Origin of the sequence: Pantoea sp. 18069 (genome assembly GCF_902706035.1) — a bacterium.
Classification (GTDB): Bacteria; Pseudomonadota; Gammaproteobacteria; order Burkholderiales; family Burkholderiaceae_C; genus Comamonas.
In genome coordinates, this window is record NZ_CACSJA010000002.1 from 240,003 (window position 1) to 257,953 (window position 17,951).

General features: G+C 68.0%; 14 protein-coding genes and 1 pseudogene. 13 read left to right on the plus strand and 2 right to left on the minus strand.

Features of this window, described 5'->3' with window-relative positions; translation table 11 throughout:
• Positions 1–93 precede the first annotated feature (93 nt).
• The 4 genes from GVL12_RS03235 (at position 94) to GVL12_RS03250 (ending at position 4,660) form a co-directional block, all read left to right on the plus strand.
• The gene (locus GVL12_RS03235; RefSeq protein WP_200843460.1) at positions 94–669 is read left to right on the plus strand and encodes a restriction endonuclease; all 576 of its coding nucleotides are present in this window, start codon (positions 94–96) and stop codon (positions 667–669) included.
• Positions 670–741: 72 nt separating this feature from the next.
• Positions 742–2,025 carry a patatin-like phospholipase family protein gene (locus GVL12_RS03240; RefSeq protein ID WP_159911205.1) on the plus strand — a complete coding sequence of 428 codons (1,284 nt, stop codon included), beginning with the start codon at positions 742–744 and terminating at the stop codon, positions 2,023–2,025.
• Between the two features lie 100 nt (positions 2,026–2,125).
• On the plus strand, positions 2,126–4,195 hold the full coding sequence (gene metG / locus GVL12_RS03245) for a methionine--tRNA ligase (RefSeq protein ID WP_159911206.1): 2,070 nt from the start codon (positions 2,126–2,128) through the stop codon (positions 4,193–4,195).
• A gap of 186 nt (positions 4,196–4,381) precedes the next feature.
• Positions 4,382–4,660 (plus strand): hypothetical protein, encoded by a 279-nt coding sequence (locus GVL12_RS03250; protein ID WP_200843461.1) that lies wholly within the window; start codon positions 4,382–4,384, stop codon positions 4,658–4,660.
• A gap of 171 nt (positions 4,661–4,831) precedes the next feature.
• Here GVL12_RS03250 and GVL12_RS03255 read toward each other — a convergent pair whose 3' ends face one another.
• Positions 4,832–5,329, minus strand: a complete 498-nt coding sequence (locus tag GVL12_RS03255) for an outer membrane protein assembly factor BamE (protein ID WP_159911207.1) — start codon at positions 5,327–5,329, stop codon at positions 4,832–4,834.
• A 47-nt stretch (positions 5,330–5,376) separates the two neighbouring features.
• Between GVL12_RS03255 and GVL12_RS03260 the strand changes: the two genes are divergently transcribed.
• From GVL12_RS03260 to GVL12_RS03300, 9 genes and pseudogenes are all read left to right on the plus strand, one after another.
• A complete protein-coding gene (locus tag GVL12_RS03260) occupies positions 5,377–5,580 on the plus strand; it encodes a DUF3460 family protein (RefSeq protein WP_159911208.1) in 204 nt (67 codons plus the stop codon).
• A 43-nt stretch (positions 5,581–5,623) separates the two neighbouring features.
• Entirely contained in the window at positions 5,624–6,496 is an 873-nt protein-coding gene (locus tag GVL12_RS03265; protein WP_159911209.1) for a ScpA family protein, read from the plus strand.
• Positions 6,497–6,614: 118 nt separating this feature from the next.
• Positions 6,615–8,207 carry an L-aspartate oxidase gene (gene nadB, locus GVL12_RS03270; RefSeq protein WP_159911210.1) on the plus strand — a complete coding sequence of 531 codons (1,593 nt, stop codon included), beginning with the start codon at positions 6,615–6,617 and terminating at the stop codon, positions 8,205–8,207.
• 38 nt (positions 8,208–8,245) lie between these two features.
• Positions 8,246–8,605 carry a 5-carboxymethyl-2-hydroxymuconate Delta-isomerase gene (locus tag GVL12_RS03275; RefSeq protein WP_159911211.1) on the plus strand — a complete coding sequence of 120 codons (360 nt, stop codon included), beginning with the start codon at positions 8,246–8,248 and terminating at the stop codon, positions 8,603–8,605.
• Positions 8,606–8,816: 211 nt separating this feature from the next.
• Positions 8,817–10,802 (plus strand): annotated as a pseudogene (locus GVL12_RS03280) (catalase); the annotation flags it as partial.
• 74 nt (positions 10,803–10,876) lie between these two features.
• Positions 10,877–12,115 carry an MFS transporter gene (locus tag GVL12_RS03285; protein WP_200843462.1) on the plus strand — a complete coding sequence of 413 codons (1,239 nt, stop codon included), beginning with the start codon at positions 10,877–10,879 and terminating at the stop codon, positions 12,113–12,115.
• Positions 12,112–12,774: a tRNA-uridine aminocarboxypropyltransferase gene (locus tag GVL12_RS03290; RefSeq protein ID WP_159911213.1), complete on the plus strand. Its 663-nt coding sequence runs from the start codon at positions 12,112–12,114 to the stop codon at positions 12,772–12,774. Before GVL12_RS03285 ends, GVL12_RS03290 begins: the two co-directional genes overlap by 4 nt.
• Positions 12,775–12,828: 54 nt before the next feature.
• Positions 12,829–15,681, plus strand: coding sequence for a hypothetical protein (locus GVL12_RS03295; protein ID WP_159911214.1), 2,853 nt, complete (start codon positions 12,829–12,831; stop codon positions 15,679–15,681).
• Between the two features lie 26 nt (positions 15,682–15,707).
• Positions 15,708–16,142 (plus strand): type III secretion system chaperone, encoded by a 435-nt coding sequence (locus GVL12_RS03300; protein WP_159911215.1) that lies wholly within the window; start codon positions 15,708–15,710, stop codon positions 16,140–16,142.
• A 6-nt stretch (positions 16,143–16,148) separates the two neighbouring features.
• Here GVL12_RS03300 and pabB read toward each other — a convergent pair whose 3' ends face one another.
• Positions 16,149–17,924 (minus strand): aminodeoxychorismate synthase component I, encoded by a 1,776-nt coding sequence (gene pabB, locus GVL12_RS03305; protein ID WP_159911216.1) that lies wholly within the window; start codon positions 17,922–17,924, stop codon positions 16,149–16,151.
• Positions 17,925–17,951 lie beyond the last annotated feature (27 nt).

Consider the following 17,951-nt stretch of genomic DNA (forward strand, 5'->3'; position numbering starts at 1 on the left):
AAGCCAAGTCTATCCAAGGCCCGCTGCCCGCACGAGAAGCAGGACAATGCAGGCTTGGCATTTCTTTGCGCACCCCACCGAACCGAGGATCCCGTGAAATTCAAGATGGCCCCCAACTCCCTGTTTGCGATCCTGCTGCGCTCGCGCTGGTGGCTCAGCTTTGCGCTGGCCGCGGGCGTGACGCTGCTGTGCATGGCCCTGCTGCCCGCCCACATCGCGCCGTTCGGCGCCCTGGCCGCGACGCCGCTGTGGATCGTCGGCGGCATCGCCGCCTGGCGCCAGCTGCGCGCGCCCAGCCCGGCCCAGGTCGAGCGTCTGCTGTCCGAATGCGCGAACCAGCCCTGGCGCGGCTTCGCCCAGCAGCTCGAAACCGCCTGGCGCGCCGAAGGCTATGAAGTACAGGCACAGAACCAGGGCGTGATCGATTTCCGTCTCGAGCGCGCGGGCCAGACCACGCTGGTCAGCGCGCGGCGCTGGAAAGCCGGACACCACGGCGTAGAGCCGCTGCGCGAGCTCGAAGCCGCGCGCGCGCGCGCGTCGGCGGCCAAGGCGGTCTATGTCGCGCTGCAGCCGCTGGGCGAAAACGCAGCGCTCTATGCGCGCGACCAGCAACTCGTCGTGCTCGGCGGCGCGGACCTCGCGGCGCTGCTCGCCAAAGCCCGCAGCTGAGCGCGGCCCCAGAGGACGCGAGGGTTTGCCCCGAATACAGGCTGATTCTCGCGAAGCACACTGAGGACAAATATGATCCAGACTTCCCCTTCCCTGCCTGACAGCGGCGCTGGGATCGGCGCGGTGCCGACCACCGGCCTGCTGCTCACGGGCGGCGGGGCCCGCGCCGCCTATCAGGTGGGTGTGCTCGAAGCCATTGCCCATATCCGGCGCAGTTGCGGACATTGCCATGGCCCGAACCCCTTCCCCATCATCACCGGCACTTCGGCCGGCGCGATCAACGCCGCGGCGCTGGCCTGTGGCGCCGACCATTTCGATCTCACGGTGCGGAAGATGGCCCACATCTGGAGCCATCTGCACACCGAAAACGTCTATCGTGCCGATGCGCTGAGCATGCTGCGCAGCGGCGCGCGCTGGCTGAGCCTGCTCTCGCTGGGCTGGGCGCTGACCCGCTGGCGCACCATGCGCCCGCGCTCGCTGCTGGACAACGCGCCGCTGGCCGCGCTGCTGCAGACCGATCTCGTGCCGCTCGCGCGCCTGCCCGAGCTGATCGCCCAGGGGCATTTGCGCGCGCTGTCGGTCACGGCCTCGAGCTACACCTCGGGCGAGCATGTGAGCTTCTACGAAACCAATGCCGAACTCCAGCCCTGGGTGCGCTCGCAGCGGCGCGCGATCGGCGGCCATATCAGCCACTCCCATCTGCTGGCTTCTTCGGCGATTCCCTTCATCTTCCCCGCGACCGCGCTCGACATCGGCACGCATGTCGAATATTTCGGCGACGGCTCCATGCGCCAGACCGCGCCGCTGGCCCCGGCCATTCACCTGGGCTCGGACCGGGTGCTGGTGATAGGCGCCGGACGCATGCAGGGCGCGCGCGAAAGCGCGCCGACCGGCGTCGCAGCCAGCTATCCGACGCTGGCGCAGATCGCCGGGCATACGCTGTCGAACATCTTCCTCGACACGCTCGCCCTGGACGTGGAACGCGCCCAGCGCATCAATGCCACGCTGGCACTGATCCCGCCCGAGGCGCGCGCGAACAGCGGCCTGCGGTCACTCGAACTGCTGGTCATCGCGCCGTCCCAGCGGCTCGATGCGATCGCCGCGCGCCATGTCGCGGGCCTGCCGCGCAGCATGCGCAGCCTGCTGGGCGCCTTGGGCGTGACCACCGACGCGAACGACGCGCGCGGCGCGGGCCTGGCGAGCTACCTGCTGTTCGAGCCGCGCTATATCCGCGCGCTGATGGCGCTGGGGCGCAAGGACACGTTCGCGCAGCGCGAGGAAGTCGTGCGCTTCTTCCAATGGAACAAGGCCGCCCCGGCCCCTGCGGCGAGCCCCCTGGAAGCGGCCTGCGCCTAGCCGGCCGCGCCTGGCCGCCGGCAGTCCACGCAACCCCACGTGCGCCACAGGCCGCGCAAGCCTTTAAAATCCCGGGTTCCCCCAGAGAAAGCGCTTTCCGATGTCTGCACGCAAGATCTTCGCCACCACAGCCCTGCCCTACGCCAACGGCAACTTCCATATCGGTCACATCATGGAGTACATCCAGGCCGACATCTGGGTGCGCTTCCAGCGAATGCAGGGCAATGATGTGAACTTCGTCGGTGCCGACGACGCCCATGGCGCGCCCATCATGATTGCCGCCGAAAAGGCCGGCATCACGCCCCAGCAATTCGTCGCCAACATCGCCGCCGGACGCAAGCAGTACCTCGACGGCTTTCACATCCAGTTCGACAACTGGCACAACACCGACGGCGAAGAGAACCATATTCTCGCCAAGCAGATCTACCAGGACCTGAAGAAGGCCGGCTTCATCGACACCAAGGTCATCGAGCAGTTCTTCGACCCCGAGAAGAACATGTTCCTGCCCGACCGCTTCATCAAGGGCGAGTGTCCCAAGTGCCACGCCAAGGACCAGTACGGCGACAACTGCGAAGTCTGCAGCGCGGTCTACGCGCCCACCGACCTGATCAACCCCTATTCGGCGCTCAGCGGCGCCCAGCCCGTGCTCAAGAGCTCGGAGCATTTCTTCTTCCGCCTGTCGGACCCGCGCTGCGTGGAGTTCCTGCAGGAATGGACGCAAAACGGCAAGCACGTGCAGCCCGAAGTGGCCAACAAGGTCAAGGAATGGTTCAGCGTACGCACCAATGCCGACGGCTCGACCAGCGAAGGCCTGGGCGACTGGGACATCTCGCGCGACGCGCCTTATTTCGGCATTGAAATTCCCGACGCGCCGGGCAAGTACTTCTACGTCTGGCTGGACGCGCCCGTGGGCTACCTGGCCTCGCTCAAGAACCTGCTCGACCGCCGCGGCGAAGACTACGCGGCCTACATGGCCGACGAACAGCTCGAGCAGTACCACTTCATCGGCAAGGACATCGTGACCTTCCACACGCTGTTCTGGCCCGCGATGCTCAAGTTCAGCGGCCGCAAGACGCCCACGCAGATCTTCGTGCACGGCTTCCTCACCGTGAACAACGGCGAGAAGATGAGCAAGAGCCGCGGCACGGGCCTGGACCCGCTCAAGTACCTGAGCCTGGCGATGAACCCCGAGTGGCTGCGCTACTACCTGGCCGCCAAGCTCAATGGCCGCAATGAAGACATAGACTTCAACCGCGAAGACTTCATGGCCCGCGTCAACAGCGACCTGATCGGCAAGTTCGTCAACATCGCGTCGCGCGCCGCGGGCTTCCTGTCCAAGCGCTTCGAAGGCCGGCTCGCCGCCCTGGGCGCCGAAGGCCAGGCCCTGCTCGAGCAGCTGCGCGCCCAGGCGCCGGCCATTGCCGAAGCCTTCGAGAAGCGCGACACCGCGCGCGCCGTGCGTGAAACCATGCTGCTGTGCGACCGCGTCAACGCATACGTCGATGCCAACAAGCCCTGGGAACTCGCCAAGCTCGAAGGCATGGACGCACGCCTGCAGGAAGTCTGCACGACCTGCATCGAAGCCTTCCGCCTGCTCGCGGTCTACCTCAAGCCCGTGCTGCCCGCGGTCGTGCAGCAGGTCGAAGCCTTCCTCAACGTCGCGCCGCTGACCTTCGCCGATGCGCAGCAACTGCTGGGTGCAGGCCATGTCATCGGCAAGTACGAGCACCTGCTGCAGCGCGTCGACGTCAAGCAGCTCGACGCGCTGTTCGAGGCGCCGCCCGCGCCCGTCGCCGAAAAGATCCTGCCCGGCGGTGAAGAGATCGCCGAAACGATTGGCATTGCCGACTTCGCCAAGGTCGACCTGCGCATCGCGAAGATCGTCGACTGCGAAGCCGTCGAAGGCTCGACCAAGCTGCTGCGCCTGACGCTGGACGCGGGCGAAGGCCGCACGCGCAATGTCTTCAGCGGCATCGCCAGCCACTACCAGCCTGCCGACCTGATCGGCAAGCACACCGTGCTGGTCGCCAACCTCGCGCCGCGCAAGATGAAGTTCGGCATTTCCGAAGGCATGGTGCTTGCCGCAAGCCACGCCGACGAAAAGGCCCAGCCCGGCATCTACGTGCTCGAGCCCGTCGCTGGCGCGACTCCCGGCATGCGTATCCATTGAAGTGAAGCACCCCCTGAGCCGCTTACGCCGGAGGGCCGGCCCCGGCTTCCCCCTCTCAACCTTCGGTGGAGGGGGACGGCACCCTCGCTGCGGGACGGCCCTTGCTCGGCGCCCCCACGCTGGGACAAGCCAGTTTTAGAGGCTACGGACGATGCAAGCACGATGGATAACCAAGACATGCACAGCATGACGCTAACAATTCAACCCCTGAAATTATCGCGCTGGCTGCTCGTGGGCAGCGCCCTGGGCCTGCTCGGCGGCTGCGCGGTGGTCGCCGTGACTTCGGCGGCCGTGAGCGTCACGGCCGGCGTGGTCGGCCTCGCGGCCGACGCCGCCGTGGGCACGGTGCGCATCGCGGGCAAGGGAATAGGCAAGGCCGCGGACGCGCTGATGGACGACGATGTGCCCGCGGCTGCGGACACCAGCGGCGTGAACATCAACTACAACATCGCGCCTGCGCCCTGAATTTTGGCGGCACGGCTCGTTCCGAAGCTGCTGCGCTTCGACAGGCTCAGCGCGAACGGAGGGGGAGGTCATGCCTTATTTTGTATTGCACAGGCCCAAACCCCGTTCGTGGTGAGCCAGCCTGGGCGGCCCCGTCGAACCACGAACGCCCTGCCCTATGGCTTGACCCAGTCAGGGCCCATCGCGCTGCACCAAACTGCGTGAAGTCCGCAACACCCGCCCATCGGGCCCGAACGTCACCGTGAACAGCATCTCCGTGGTCGGCGGATCGATATAACGCCAGTCCCAGTCGGTTTCCTGCTTGCGTTCATAGGTCATGCGCTTGGCCGGCTTGCCCAGCATGCGGCGCACTTCCTGCTCGGTCATTCCCGCGCGGACCTGGTCGAACACATGCGGCGCAACCACCTGGCGCAGCGCCGTCATCGTGCCGCCGGGGCCGATGGTGATCATGTAGTTCTGGTGGCCCGCGGGCTGGCGGTTGTATTCGAAAGTGCGCGAGCCGTCGGCTTCCTGCCAGATGTTCTCGGGCTCGCCAAAGCGGGCGCGCACGTCGACTTCGGTCGACACATCCTCTTCCAGTTCGCGTATGCGCCGCTCGTCGCAACCGACCAGCGACAGCAGGCCAAAGACGGCAGCAAGGGCCGTGGCCCAAGGGGTGACTCGTTTCATCGCGCCTTGTCCCGTAAAATCATGGATTCCTAAGAGGTTAACAGTCCATGTCCATTTTCGCCCGCCCCGATTACAAATCCGACACCACCCAGTTCATCGAGCAGTTGCGCGCGCAAAAGCCCGACCTCGAGGCACGCCAGCTCGCCGGCCGGGCCCTGCTCTGGGACAAGGACGTGGACAGCGAGATCTGGCAGGAATACCGCGCAGGCCGCGTGCAGCAACAGCCCTACGTCTACCAGACCAAGGCCTGAGCCCCCGGCCCTTGTCCGCCCCATGGCTGACGACCGCTGATTCATGAGTGGCCTGACCGACGGCGCGCTTGCCATCGCCCCGGGCGAAGCCCCTGCCGTGGCGCTCGCCCCCGACGGCTTGGTGGACATCGTCGACCGGGTAGCTTTGGCGCGCCTGTATGGCGAGCCGCTGTTCGCGCTGCCCAACGACCTCTATATTCCGCCCGACGCGCTCGAAGTCTTCCTCGAAGCCTTTGAAGGTCCGCTGGACCTGCTGCTCTACCTGATCCGCAAGCAGAACTTCAACATCCTCGACATTCCGATGCTGAGCGTCACGCGCCAGTATCTGCGCTACGTCGAGGAAATCCGCAGCCGCAACCTCGAGCTTGCCGCCGAGTACCTGCTGATGGCCGCGATGCTGATCGAGATCAAGTCGCGCATGCTGCTGCCGCCGAAGAAGTCGGCCGATGCGCTCGAAGCCGAGGACCCGCGCGCCGAACTCGTGCGCCGGCTGCTCGAGTACGAGCAGATCAAGCTGTCGGCGGCGCGCCTGGGCCAGCTGCCCCAGCATGGCCGCGACTTCCTCAAGGCCCAGGTGCACATAGAGCAAAGCCTGCAGCCGCGCTTTCCCGACCTCGTGCCAGGCGAGCTGCAGCAGGCCTGGCAGGACATCCTCAAGCGCGCGACCCTGGTCCAGCACCACCGCATCACGCGTGAAGAACTCAGCGTGCGCGAATACATGAGCCAGATTCTCAAATCGCTGCAAGGCAAGCGCTTCGTGCCGTTCGAAGACCTGTTCGAGCCCGCGCGCGGCTCTACGGTGCTGGTGGTGACCTTCATCGCCCTGCTCGAGCTGGCCAAGGAAACGCTGATCGAGATCACCCAGGCCGAGGCCTTTGCACCGATATACGTCAGATTGGCCTACACACCGCTTTAATTCCCCCTCTGCCTTGCCGCACCAACGTGCTGCCATGCGCAGAACGTGAATAGTGCACATGGCTCCGGGTTCTACCCAGCCCCGGCCGGTCCGGGCAAACTTTCTCTCTGGTATTGCCATGGCATTGCATGATTTCGATGTACTCATAGTGGGCAGCGGCCTGGCCGGGCTCACGGCCGCGCTCGAGCTCGCGGCCACGCACCGCGTCGCGGTGCTGACCAAGCGCGGCCTCGACGACGGCGCGAGCAACCAGGCCCAGGGCGGCATTGCCGCGGTGCTCGCCGAAGACGACAGTTTCGACGCCCACGTCAATGACACGCTGATCGCCGGCGCCGGTCTGAGCGACCTGCCCGCGACGCGCCAGGTGGTCGAGAATGCACCCGCGGCGATTGCCTGGCTGCAGTCGCTGGGCGTTCCGTTTTCCGAGGAAAACGGCGAGCTGCACCTCACGCGCGAAGGCGGGCACAGCGCGCGGCGCATCGTGCACGCGACCGACGCGACCGGCGCGGCCGTGCAGCGGCAACTGATCGCCACGGTGCGGCGCACGCCCGGCATCACGGTGCTCGAGGACCACACGCTGGTCGACGTGATCACCTCGACCCGGCTGGGCCTGCCCGGCGCGCCGCGCTGCCTTGGCCTGTACGCGCTCAACGGCGCGACCGACGAAGTCGATACCTTCCGCGCCCCGCACACCCTCCTGGCCACGGGCGGCGCGGGCAAGGTCTACCTCTACACCACCAACCCCGACACCGCGACCGGCGACGGCATCGCGGCCGCCTGGCGCGCGGGCTGCCGCGTGGCCAACCTCGAATTCATCCAGTTCCACCCGACCTGCCTCTACCACCCGCACGCCAAGTCCTTCCTGATCAGCGAAGCCGTGCGCGGCGAAGGCGGCCGGCTGTTGCTGCCGGCCGCGCTCGGCGGCCTGCGCTTCATGGACGAGCATGACGAACGCGCCGAACTCGCGCCGCGCGACATCGTCGCGCGGGCCATAGACTTCGAGATGAAGAAGCACGGGCTGGACTGCGTCTACCTCGACATCTCGCACCAGAGCCCCGAATTCCTGCAGGCCCACTTCCCCAACATCCTGGCCAAATGCCTGGAACTGGGCATAGACATCACGCGCGAGCCGATTCCCGTCGTGCCCGCAGCGCACTACACCTGTGGCGGCGTGCTCACCGACCTGGCCGGACGCACCGATGTCGCCGGCCTGATGGCGATAGGCGAAGCGGCCTGCACGGGACTTCACGGCGCCAACCGGCTGGCCAGCAACTCGCTGCTCGAATGCATGGTGTTCGCGCGCAGCGCAGCCGAGGCGATCCGCGCGGCGGCCCCCGCCCAGACCTGCGCGCTGCCCGGCTGGGACGACAGCCGGGTCACGGACGCCGACGAGGCCGTGGTGATCGCGCACAACTGGGACGAGCTGCGCCGCTTCATGTGGAACTATGTGGGCATCGTGCGCAGCAACAAGCGCCTGGAGCGCGCGGCCCGGCGCATCGCCTTGCTCACCGCCGAAATCGACGAGTTCTACGCGCGCTTTCATGTCTCGCGCGATCTGCTCGAGCTGCGCAACCTGGTGCAGGTCGCCGAGCTCATCGTGCGCTCGGCGCAGATGCGCCACGAAAGCCGCGGCCTGCACTACAGCCGCGACTATCCCGCGCTGGCCGCGCCCAGCGCCCCCACCATCCTGGTGCCGCCGGCGACCCGCTGAGCACGCTACCTGCCCGTTTTTTCATCGAGGAGACTTCCATGCCCCATCTTTGCGTCGAATACAGCGCCAACCTGGCCGACCTGCCCGAACAGCAGATGCTCACCGAGCTCGTGAACAGCGTCTGCAACCACCCGACCATCGCCGATGAGTTCGACGTCAAGGGCCGCATCGCGAAGACGCAGCAATACGTGATCGGCACCGTTGCGGCCTCGCGGGGCTTCATCCACGCCGAGCTGCGGCTGCTGTCGGGCCGCACGCCCGAAGTCAAGAAGGAACTGTCGGACCGCATCGCCGACGTACTGCGCCGCCTCACGCCCCACCCCGAAGGCATGCTGGTGCAGGTCAGCGTGGAAATCAGCGACATGGACCGCGGCAGCTACCACAAGAGCAAGCTCTGAGCGCCGGCCCGGCGGGGCCGCCGGGACAGTCAGGCAGGGCCACGGCCTACAACACCGGGCCAGGTCGCGCCACATAGTGTGAAGCTACCCCCAAAAGGAGCCCACGATGCCACGACAGCCCGCCAAGCCCACGCCCGCCAAGACCCGCGATCCGGCCCCCAGCGGCCAGGGGGGTGAACCCCAGCATCAGGCCGGCGGCACGCACCCCGTGCTGACCACCCAGCAGGGCATCGCCGTTCCCGACAACCAGAACTCGCTGCGCAGCACGCCGCGCGGCCCGACCCTGCTCGAGGACTTCATCCTGCGGGAGAAGATCACCCATTTCGACCATGAGCGCATTCCCGAGCGCGTGGTGCACGCACGCGGCAGCGGCGCGCATGGCGTTTTCGAGCTCACGCATTCGCTGGCCGAGCACACCACGGCCAAGGTGCTGTCGGAAAAAGGCCTGCGCGTGCCCGTGTTCTGCCGCTTTTCCACGGTGGCCGGCGGCGCGGGCTCGGTCGACACGCCGCGCGACGTGCGCGGCTTTGCCGTCAAGTTCTATACGCCCGAAGGCAACTGGGACCTCGTGGGCAACAATATTCCGGTGTTCTTCATCCAGGACGCGATGAAGTTCCCCGACCTGGTCCACGCCGTCAAGATGGAGCCCGACCGCGCGTTCCCCCAGGCCGCGAGCGCGCACGACACCTTCTGGGATTTCATCTCGCTGATGCCCGAATCCATGCACATGGTGATGTGGATCATGAGCGACCGCACCATTCCGCGCAGCCTGCGCATGATCGAAGGCTTTGGCGTGCACAGCTTCCGTCTGGTCAACGCCGAAGGCAAGAGCATTTTCGTCAAGTTCCACTGGCGCCCGGTGCTGGGGCTGCAGTCGACCGTCTGGGACGAAGCGGTCAAGCTGCAGGCGGCCGACAACGACTTCCACCGGCGCGACCTGTTCGACGCCATCAGCGCGGGCAAGTTTCCAGCCTGGGACCTGGCCGTGCAGCTGTTCAGCGAGGAAGAAGCCGACGCATTCGACTTCGACCACCTCGATGCGACCAAGCTCGTTCCCGAGGAACTGGTGCCGCTGCAGGTGATAGGCCGCATGACGCTGGACCGCTGGCCCGACAACTTCTTTGCCGAGACCGAGCAGGTCGCGTTCTGCCCGGCCAATGTGCCGCCCGGCATCGACTTCTCCAACGATCCGCTGCTGCAAGGCCGGCTGTTCTCCTACCTCGACACCCAGCTCACGCGCCTGGGCAGCCCGAACTTCACGCAGATTCCGGTCAACGCACCGCAGTGCCCGTTCGCCCACAACCAGCGCGACGGCCATATGCAGATGCAGCAGCCCAAGGGCCGCGTGGCCTATGAGCCGTCCAGCCTGCAGGCCGACAGCCCGCGCGCCAGCGCCGCCACCGGCATGCGCCACTTCGCCGAGGCGCCCGACGACGGCGTCAAGGGCCGGGTGCGCGCCGAAAGCTTTGCCGACCATTTCAGCCAGGCACGCATGTTCTTTCTGAGCCAGAGCGAGATCGAGCAGGCGCATATGGCGTCGGCGCTGGTGTTCGAGCTGTCCAAGGTCGAGACGCCGGCGGTGCGCGAAGCCGTTGTGGGCCAGCTCCAGCATATCGACACCACGCTCGCCGGGCGCGTGGCCAAAGGACTGGGCATGGCCCAGCTGCCGCCGCCGCCGCCCGCGGCCCAGCCCGCCAAGGACATGCCGGTCTCGCCCGCGCTGCGGCTGATCGACCGCATGAAGCCGACGCTGGCCGGCCGCTGCATAGGCCTGCTGGTAGCCGACGGCTCGGACGCCGCATCGATCGCAACGATACGCAAAGCCGTGGAAAAGGCCGGAGCGACGCTCAAAGTGGTCGCACCCAAGGTCCAGATCCAGCTCAGCGACGGCAGCACGCTGGCCGCCGACGGCCAGCTCGCGGGCACGCCGTCGGTGCTGTTCGATGCCGTGGCTTCGGTCATTGCGCTCGAACAGGGCTCGCTGCTGTCGCATGAGGCCGCGGCCGTCGACTGGTTCCGCGACGCGTTTGGCCACCTCAAGGCGATTGCCGCATGCAAGGGCACGCGCCACATTCTCGCGGCCGGCGGCATCGAACCCGACGCGGGCGTGTTCACGCCCGAGCAGACTGCCGAGTTCCTCCAGGCCGCGCAGGCCCGCCAGTGGGCGCGCGAACCCAAGCTGCGCACGCTGGCCTGACGACCCGCCAGCGCGCCCGGCCTCGCCCGCCGGCCGCTGCGCCGGCCGCTGATTGACGGTACAGTCGGCGGCCTATGCCGACTTCCGATTCCCCCTCTACCCCGTCGGCCACGTTGCCGCCCCTGGGCACCCAGCGCCAGCGGCAATGGCTGCTCGGACTGAGCTTGCTGCTCATCGCCTGCAATCTGCGCCCGGTCTTTGGCAGTCTCTCGGTCGTGCTGCCCGAAATCATGCGCGACACGGGCCTGAGCGCCGCCGGCGCGAGCCTGCTGACCACGCTGCCGATTGTCTGTCTGGGCCTGTTTTCCGCGCCCACGCCCTGGCTGTCGCGCCGCTTTGGCGCCGAACGCGTGCTGCTGCTGGCCTTGCTGCTCATAGGCATGGGAACCTTGCTGCGCGCTGCGGGCAGCCTGCCCTTTCTTTTTGCGTCTTCGGTGCTCGCGGGCGCCGGCATCGCCATGGGCAACGTATTGCTGCCCAGCCTGGTCAAGCGCCATTTCGCGCAGCATGCGGCGTTGATGACCGGCATGTACATTCTGGCGATCTGCATAGGCGCGACGATTGCCACCGCCTCGACCGTGCCGCTGGCCACGCATATTTTTGCCGGCTCCTGGGCCCATGCGCTTGCGGTCTGGGCCCTGCCCGCGCTGCTGGTGCTGGCGCTGTGGCTGCCCCAGGCACTGCGCATGCGCACCGAGGCCATCGACCCGGCCGCCCAGGCCGGCAGCCTGCGACGCGATGCGCTGGCCTGGCAGGTCACGGCCTTCATGGGCCTGCAGTCGTCGCTGGCCTATATCGTCATCGGCTGGCTCGCGCCCATCCTGCGCGAACGCGGCCTGGAAAGTGACCTGGCCGGCTACGTGGTGGCCATCTCCACGCTGGCGCAGCTCGTGACCTCGCTGGTCGTTCCCTCGATCGCCGCGCGTTGCCGCGACCAGCGCGCGCTGGCCGTGGGATTGACGGCGCTGACATTCACCGCGCTGATGGGCCTGATCCTCGCGCCGCTGTCCACGGTCTGGCTCTGGGCGCTGCTGCTGGGCTGCGGCCAGGGCGGCCTGTTTGCGCTCGCGCTGAGCCTGATCGTGATGCGCAGCGGCAATGCCCAGGTCACGGCCCAGCTGTCGGCCATGGCCCAGGGCTGGGGCTATATGCTCGCCGCGTTCGGCCCGCTGCTCACCGGCCTGCTGCACCAATGGACCGGCAGCTTTTCTTCGAGCATCTGGCTGATCGGGCTGCTGTCGGCCGCGATGGCCTGGAGCGGCTGGGGCGCGGGCCGCAACCTGCTGGTCCTGCCCGGCCCGCGCACGCGATGAACACCGCTGCCGCTCGCGCGCTGTGCACGCGCTGCGCGCGCCCGCAGCGCAACTGCATCTGCGCGCTGGCAGCCCGCGTGGACTGCGCGCCCGAAGTGCTGATCCTGCAGCATCCGCTCGAAGTGCACGAAGCCAAGGGCACGGCGCGGCTGCTGCACCTGAGCCTGCCGCGCAGCCGTATGGAAATCGGCGAGCAGTTCGATGCCCTGCAACTTCAGGGCTGGATCGAACAGGACTGGCACGGCGACGCTTTGGCGCCCGCGCCCCATGCCGTGCTGCTCTACCCCCAGGCGCCGCACGACCCGGCGCTGCCGCTCGCACCCGCGCCGCCGCTGCCCGCGCAGTGGCTGCAGGACCCGGCCCACCTGCGCCTGGTGGTGATCGACGGCACCTGGCGCAAAAGCCGCAAGATGCTTTACCTCAATCCGCAGCTGCAGCAGTTGCCGCGCCTGGCGCTGCGCGATCTGCCCGCATCGCGCTACGCAATCCGGCGCGCGCACCGGCCCGGTCAGCTCTCGACGCTCGAAGCCACCTGCTGCGCGCTGGCCCAGCTCGAACCCGCGAACCACGCACTCGAGCGGCTGCTGCAGGCCATGGATGCGCTGGTCGCGCGGCAATCGCAATGGCAGCAGGCCGCCACGGGCTGCATGGAACCATAGGCGGGCAGGGGTCACAGAGTGAATGGTCCAAGTCACCCTACTCCATTCGCCGATATGCCCTCCTCCAACTGCCTCAACGGCGCCAGGCTCACGGTTCCGATCAACGCAGATTTCGGCCATGCACCCCTGGGCAGGCTCGGCGAGCGGACCGCCCAATACAACCCTTCGCGCGCGCCCTGCCTCGCAGACCTGAGATCGAACGGCCAGCCCATCATCCCGGGCAGCGCACTGGGCTCGCGCCTGCTGAACGTGTTCAAGCCCGAGCCCGTGCGCCAGGAAGCCCGGGCCTTGAGAGCGCTGTCCGACAGCAGCCAACAGGTCGCCCAGTTGCTGGGGCAGATCAGCGCCACGCCAGCGGACAAGGATGCAAGCCCGACCGCGAAGAAGCTGCTGCAAAAACTCGCATCCACCGCCGCGCCCCTGACACGGCAGGGTGCGGACCTGCTGGAAGTGCTGCGCCACCGCGTCGAGGTCCACGCCCGGCATCTCACGGTCCACCAGCTGCGGGAGCTGCAGCAGGGACTGGCCCGCATCCGGCAGTCGCCCGGCATCAGCGCGCCGAAGGAAATCCAGCAGCTGGCGGTGATCAGAGACGCCGTACACACCACGCTGGCCGCGCATGTCCAGGCGCTGCTCGGCCGAACCGGCGAGAAGATGCTGCCCGCATTGCTGCAGGCGAGCAGCGAGCTGGCGCGCGAGGCAAGCCACCCGGGCACGGCGGCGCAACGCTTCGCGTCCCTGCATCACCTGGCCCGGGAACTGCTGCAGCAGCAAGGCTTCGCCCTGCCCCCTGGCGAAGACAGCGCGTCGATGCAGCGTGAACTGGTGCAGGCTTTTTGCAGCCAGGCGCTGCAAAACGCCAGCATCAGCAGCGATGCCCTTGGCGAACTGCTCCAGGCGCTGCCGCCAGAACAGCAAGCCGCACTGCGCCACACCTCGCAACAGCTTTCACCCACCGCCCCGGCGGCGTTCCTGCAGACGCTGCAGCAGGCCGGCCAGCGCTGGCTGCAGGAGGCGCAGCAGCGCTTTCAACAGGCCTATCAGGCCCTCGACGCCAGCCCCGGGCTGGCCGGCCCGGCGTTGGCAGAACAGGTGATCAGCCTGGAGACCGTACTGCATGCCTTGCGCTGCCACTGCGAAGCGCGCGGCGAACGTATCGACCCGGTGCGCAACGACCTGGTCGTCAAGTCCCTGCGAAAGCTGGAGACGACGCTGCTCGCGCCTGGCCATCCGCATGTGGCCGCGCTGGAAAACCGCCTCCTGCGCGAGCTCGGTCTGTCTGCGGCACGCTGGGGCATGGGCGAGATGTGCCAGCGCGTGGCACAGCTGGCGCGCGAACGGCTGGCGGCGGTGGACCGGCCCTACTTCACCATGCTGGAGACGGTCACACAGGCCTTGCGGGCCAACGATCTGACGGCCGCGCTCGACCACCTGGGCGCGGCCCAGGCATTGCGCCAGCAGGCCGCCGTGGTCTACCAGGAGCTGGGGCCCGGGCTGAGCAGCGCCAGCCAGGCCATGGCATTCCGCGAAGACCGCATGCGCGCAGCCGCACAGCAGTGGGATCGCACGACGCTGCTGGCGCTGCAAGCCAGCCTGGACCAAGCCACCGTGCAAAAGCTCATTGGCGCGCTGGAGGAGCTGGGCCACCAGGTTCTCGCGGGCGTCATTGCGCCGCACGATGCCAACGACGTGCTGGGCCGGCAACTGCTGGACACCCATATCGACCTGCGGATGCTGCGCGACAGCGTGGCCACCCAGTTGCTACAGCAAGGTGTGCCGGCGGTGGACATTCGCCGCGAAACCCCGGCGCCGGCCGCCATGGACGCGCAGGTGCGTGCCGCGCTGCGCGCGCGCTTCGGCATTGCGCCGCATGTGCGGGACAACGCGCTGCAGTGCATCGTCCATGAAGGCACGGCGCGACAGCCCCTGCAGGCGCTGCTCGAGGCACATTGGCAAAGCCTGTCGCCCACGGCGCCGTTGCCGGGTGAGGCAGCGCGCGCCGAGCAGCGTGTCGCGCCCGCATTCTGGAACGAGTTGGCGAGCGCCAATTACAGTATTCGCCACGCCGATGGCAGCCGGCTGCCCCTGGTCGACCGAGAGGCGCTCGCGGCGGCCCAGGGCCCCGAGCACAAGGCCGCGATTCTTGCGCAGGCAGTCACGGACCTCGACCATTTTCTGGGCCATTCGCCTGACCTGCTGATGCGCGTCACCGCATTGGCCAACAGCCAATGGCAGACGGCGCTGCAGCGCGGTCTGGAGTCCACCGACAGTCCCGTCAGACTGCCCGATGGCCGCAGCGGCTGGATCACCGGCGGCAAAGACTCCCACGCCTTTGTGATCGGCCGCGATGCGCAGGGCGCAGTGACTTTGCAGTTCGAGCGAACCACCTCCCAGGCAACGCATTTCGCCCCGTCAGGCCTGACGCGCTTGGCCCAGTCCGTGGACCCGCAGACCAGCCGCTTTCACGCCTGGGGCACGCTGCGCATCGCCCCGGACCTGCGCCTGAGCACGCTGCTGGCGCTGCAATTCCGCTTCGAAGCCCACCCCATGCTGCGCACCGTGAAGGACCTGGTGGTCTGCGGTGACGCCACGCTGCAGGCGCAATTCGCCGATCTCGCCCGCAGCCACCATGCGAGCGACAGCTGGAACTACCTGATCGCCCACCACCAGTACCAGCAGCAGCCGAGCGTTGACGGCGCCCAGGCCTTGCTGCAGCGCTTCATCGACGGCGCCTCGATCGAGCAGGTCAACATCAGCGGCGAGCTCGTGCTCCAGGCCCTCGAGGCGCCAGGCCAGGTGGAACTCGATGCGCTGTTCGCCCGGGTGGCCGCTGAAATGCGCATCATGCTGGGCGACGCGGCCCAGACGTTCCTGTCCCAGCTACCGCTACCGAACACGCGCGGATGACAGGCCCCATGCATGCCGCCGCCTTGATGAAACACTTCGCCATGGACCTGGGCCTGGCCGATCTAGCCCTTGACGCCCATGGCTGCGCAAGCCTGTGCGTGGATGGACAGATCGAGATCCACTTCGAGCATGATGCGACCGCGGACGCCATCCATCTCTACAGCCACCTGGCGCCGCTTCCCGCCGAAGGCCGCGAAGCGTTCTATCTGCAACTGCTGCAAGCCAACCTGCTGGGTGCGCACACCGCGGGCGCGACGCTGGCCATCGACGACGCAGCGCAGGCCGTGGTGCTGTGCCTGCAGATCACGCCATGGCACTGCGAAAGCCGGGATTTCGCGGCCCTGGTCGAGCGCTTTGTCGACGCCGCCGCGCATTGGCGCGAGCGCCTCGCGGGCCCGCAGCCGGCCGTGCAAGCCATCGCCTTGCCGCAGCCGCCCGCGGGGCCCGCGTTTTTCGCCTGAGAAGCCTCAGCCGCCCTGCCCCGGCACTTCAAGTTCCGCCGCAAGCCAGCCGCGCAGGCTGTTGAGGAATGCCCAGGCCTGCACGCGCGCCAGGTCGTCCAGGCGCAGCACGGCTTCGCTCACGCGCCCCGTGCGCAAGGCGACGGCGCGGCCCACGCCGGGCAGCAGGCCGCAGGCCAATGGCGGCGTGATCCAGCGGCCATCGACCAGCGCCGCGATATTGCCGCGCGTGCACTCGGTGATTTCACCCTGCGCGTTGAACAGCAAGGTATCGAAGACGGCCGGATCGGACGGCGCAAAGGCCTCGTAATGCGCGCGCCGCGTGGTCTTGTAGCGCACGAACTGGCCATGCGCCCAGCGGTCTTCGAGCGGCGCCGCGGCCAACTGCAGGCGCACCGGCGCGGCCGTGGGCGCACAGGCAAAAGCTTCGGCCGTGGCCTCGCCATGGGCGTCCAGTTGCAGCCGCACGCGCCACAGCCCGCCCGGATGCGCGGCGGCGACGGCCGCAAGGCTTTGCGCCACGCGCTCGGACCACGGATAGGAAAAATGCGCGGCCGCGCTCTGCAGGCGCTGCAGGTGCTCTGGCAGGTGGCGCCATGCGCCGCCCTCGAGCGCCAGCGTCTCGAGCAGCGCGAAAGGCGCGCTCGCGCACTCGACGAACGCGCTCTTGTGCAGCCATTCGCGCCATTCGCCATCGGCCTGGGCACCCGCCGTGATGCCGCTGCCTATGCCGCAGACGGCCTGCGCGCCGCGCAGCACCACGGTGCGTATCGGCACATTGAACGTCGCGTGCATGCCGCCGTCGCCCGTGGGCCGCAGCACGCCCAGCGCGCCGCAGTAGACGCCGCGCGGCAGGGGCTCGAGCGCACGAATCATCTGCATCGCCGCGACCTTGGGCGCGCCGGTGATCGAGCCGCAGGGAAACAGCGCGGCGAACACATCCGCGAGGCGCGTTCCCGGCCGGGTCGTGGCCTGCACGTCGGACGTCATCTGCCAGACGCTGGGCAGCGCCTGGGTATGGAACAGCCGCGGCACCTTGACGCTGAACGGCTGGGCAATGCGCGACAGGTCGTTGCGCAGCAGGTCGACGACCATCACGTTCTCGGCACGCTCCTTGGGCGCGCTGCGCAGGCCCTGGGCAAGCGCCGCGTCCTGCTCGGGCGTGGCGCCGCGCGGCGCCGTGCCTTTCATAGGCCGCGCGAGGATATGCTCGCCATCCCAGTCGAAGAACAGCTCGGGCGACACCGACAGAACCTGCTCGCGCCCCGTGTCGAGACAGGCCGCGTAGCCCCCGGGCTGGGCGCGCAGCAGCGCGTCGAACAAGGCCTCGGGCCTGCCCTGCAGTTCGCCATGCAGCGGCGCCGTGTAGTTGACCTGGTAGAACGAGCCATTCGCGATGGCTTCGTGGATACGCGCCATGGCCCCGTCGAAATCCGCGCGCGTGAGGGTGCTGCGCCAGTCGACGCGCGCCGCGTCGCCGGCCGGCGGTGGCGCTTCATCGCCTTCGCCCCAGGGCAAGGCCTCGGAATAGGCGGCAAACCAGGCCAGCGGGCCATCGGCCGCATGCGTGACCAGCGCGGGGTCGAACGCCGCCGCGGCCTCATAGCGCACAAAGCCCACGCACCAGGCGCCGGCGCGCGCGGCGTCCTCGGCCGCGTCGAGCACGGCGCGCACTTCGTCGGGCGCGCGCGCCGCCCAGACCGTGTGCGGCGTGCCAAAGCGATGCCGCAGGCGCGCATCGGGCGCGCCCTGCGGCAAGGTGAAATCAATCCGAGTGTCCATGGTCCAAAGCGCTTTCCGCGCCCGCAA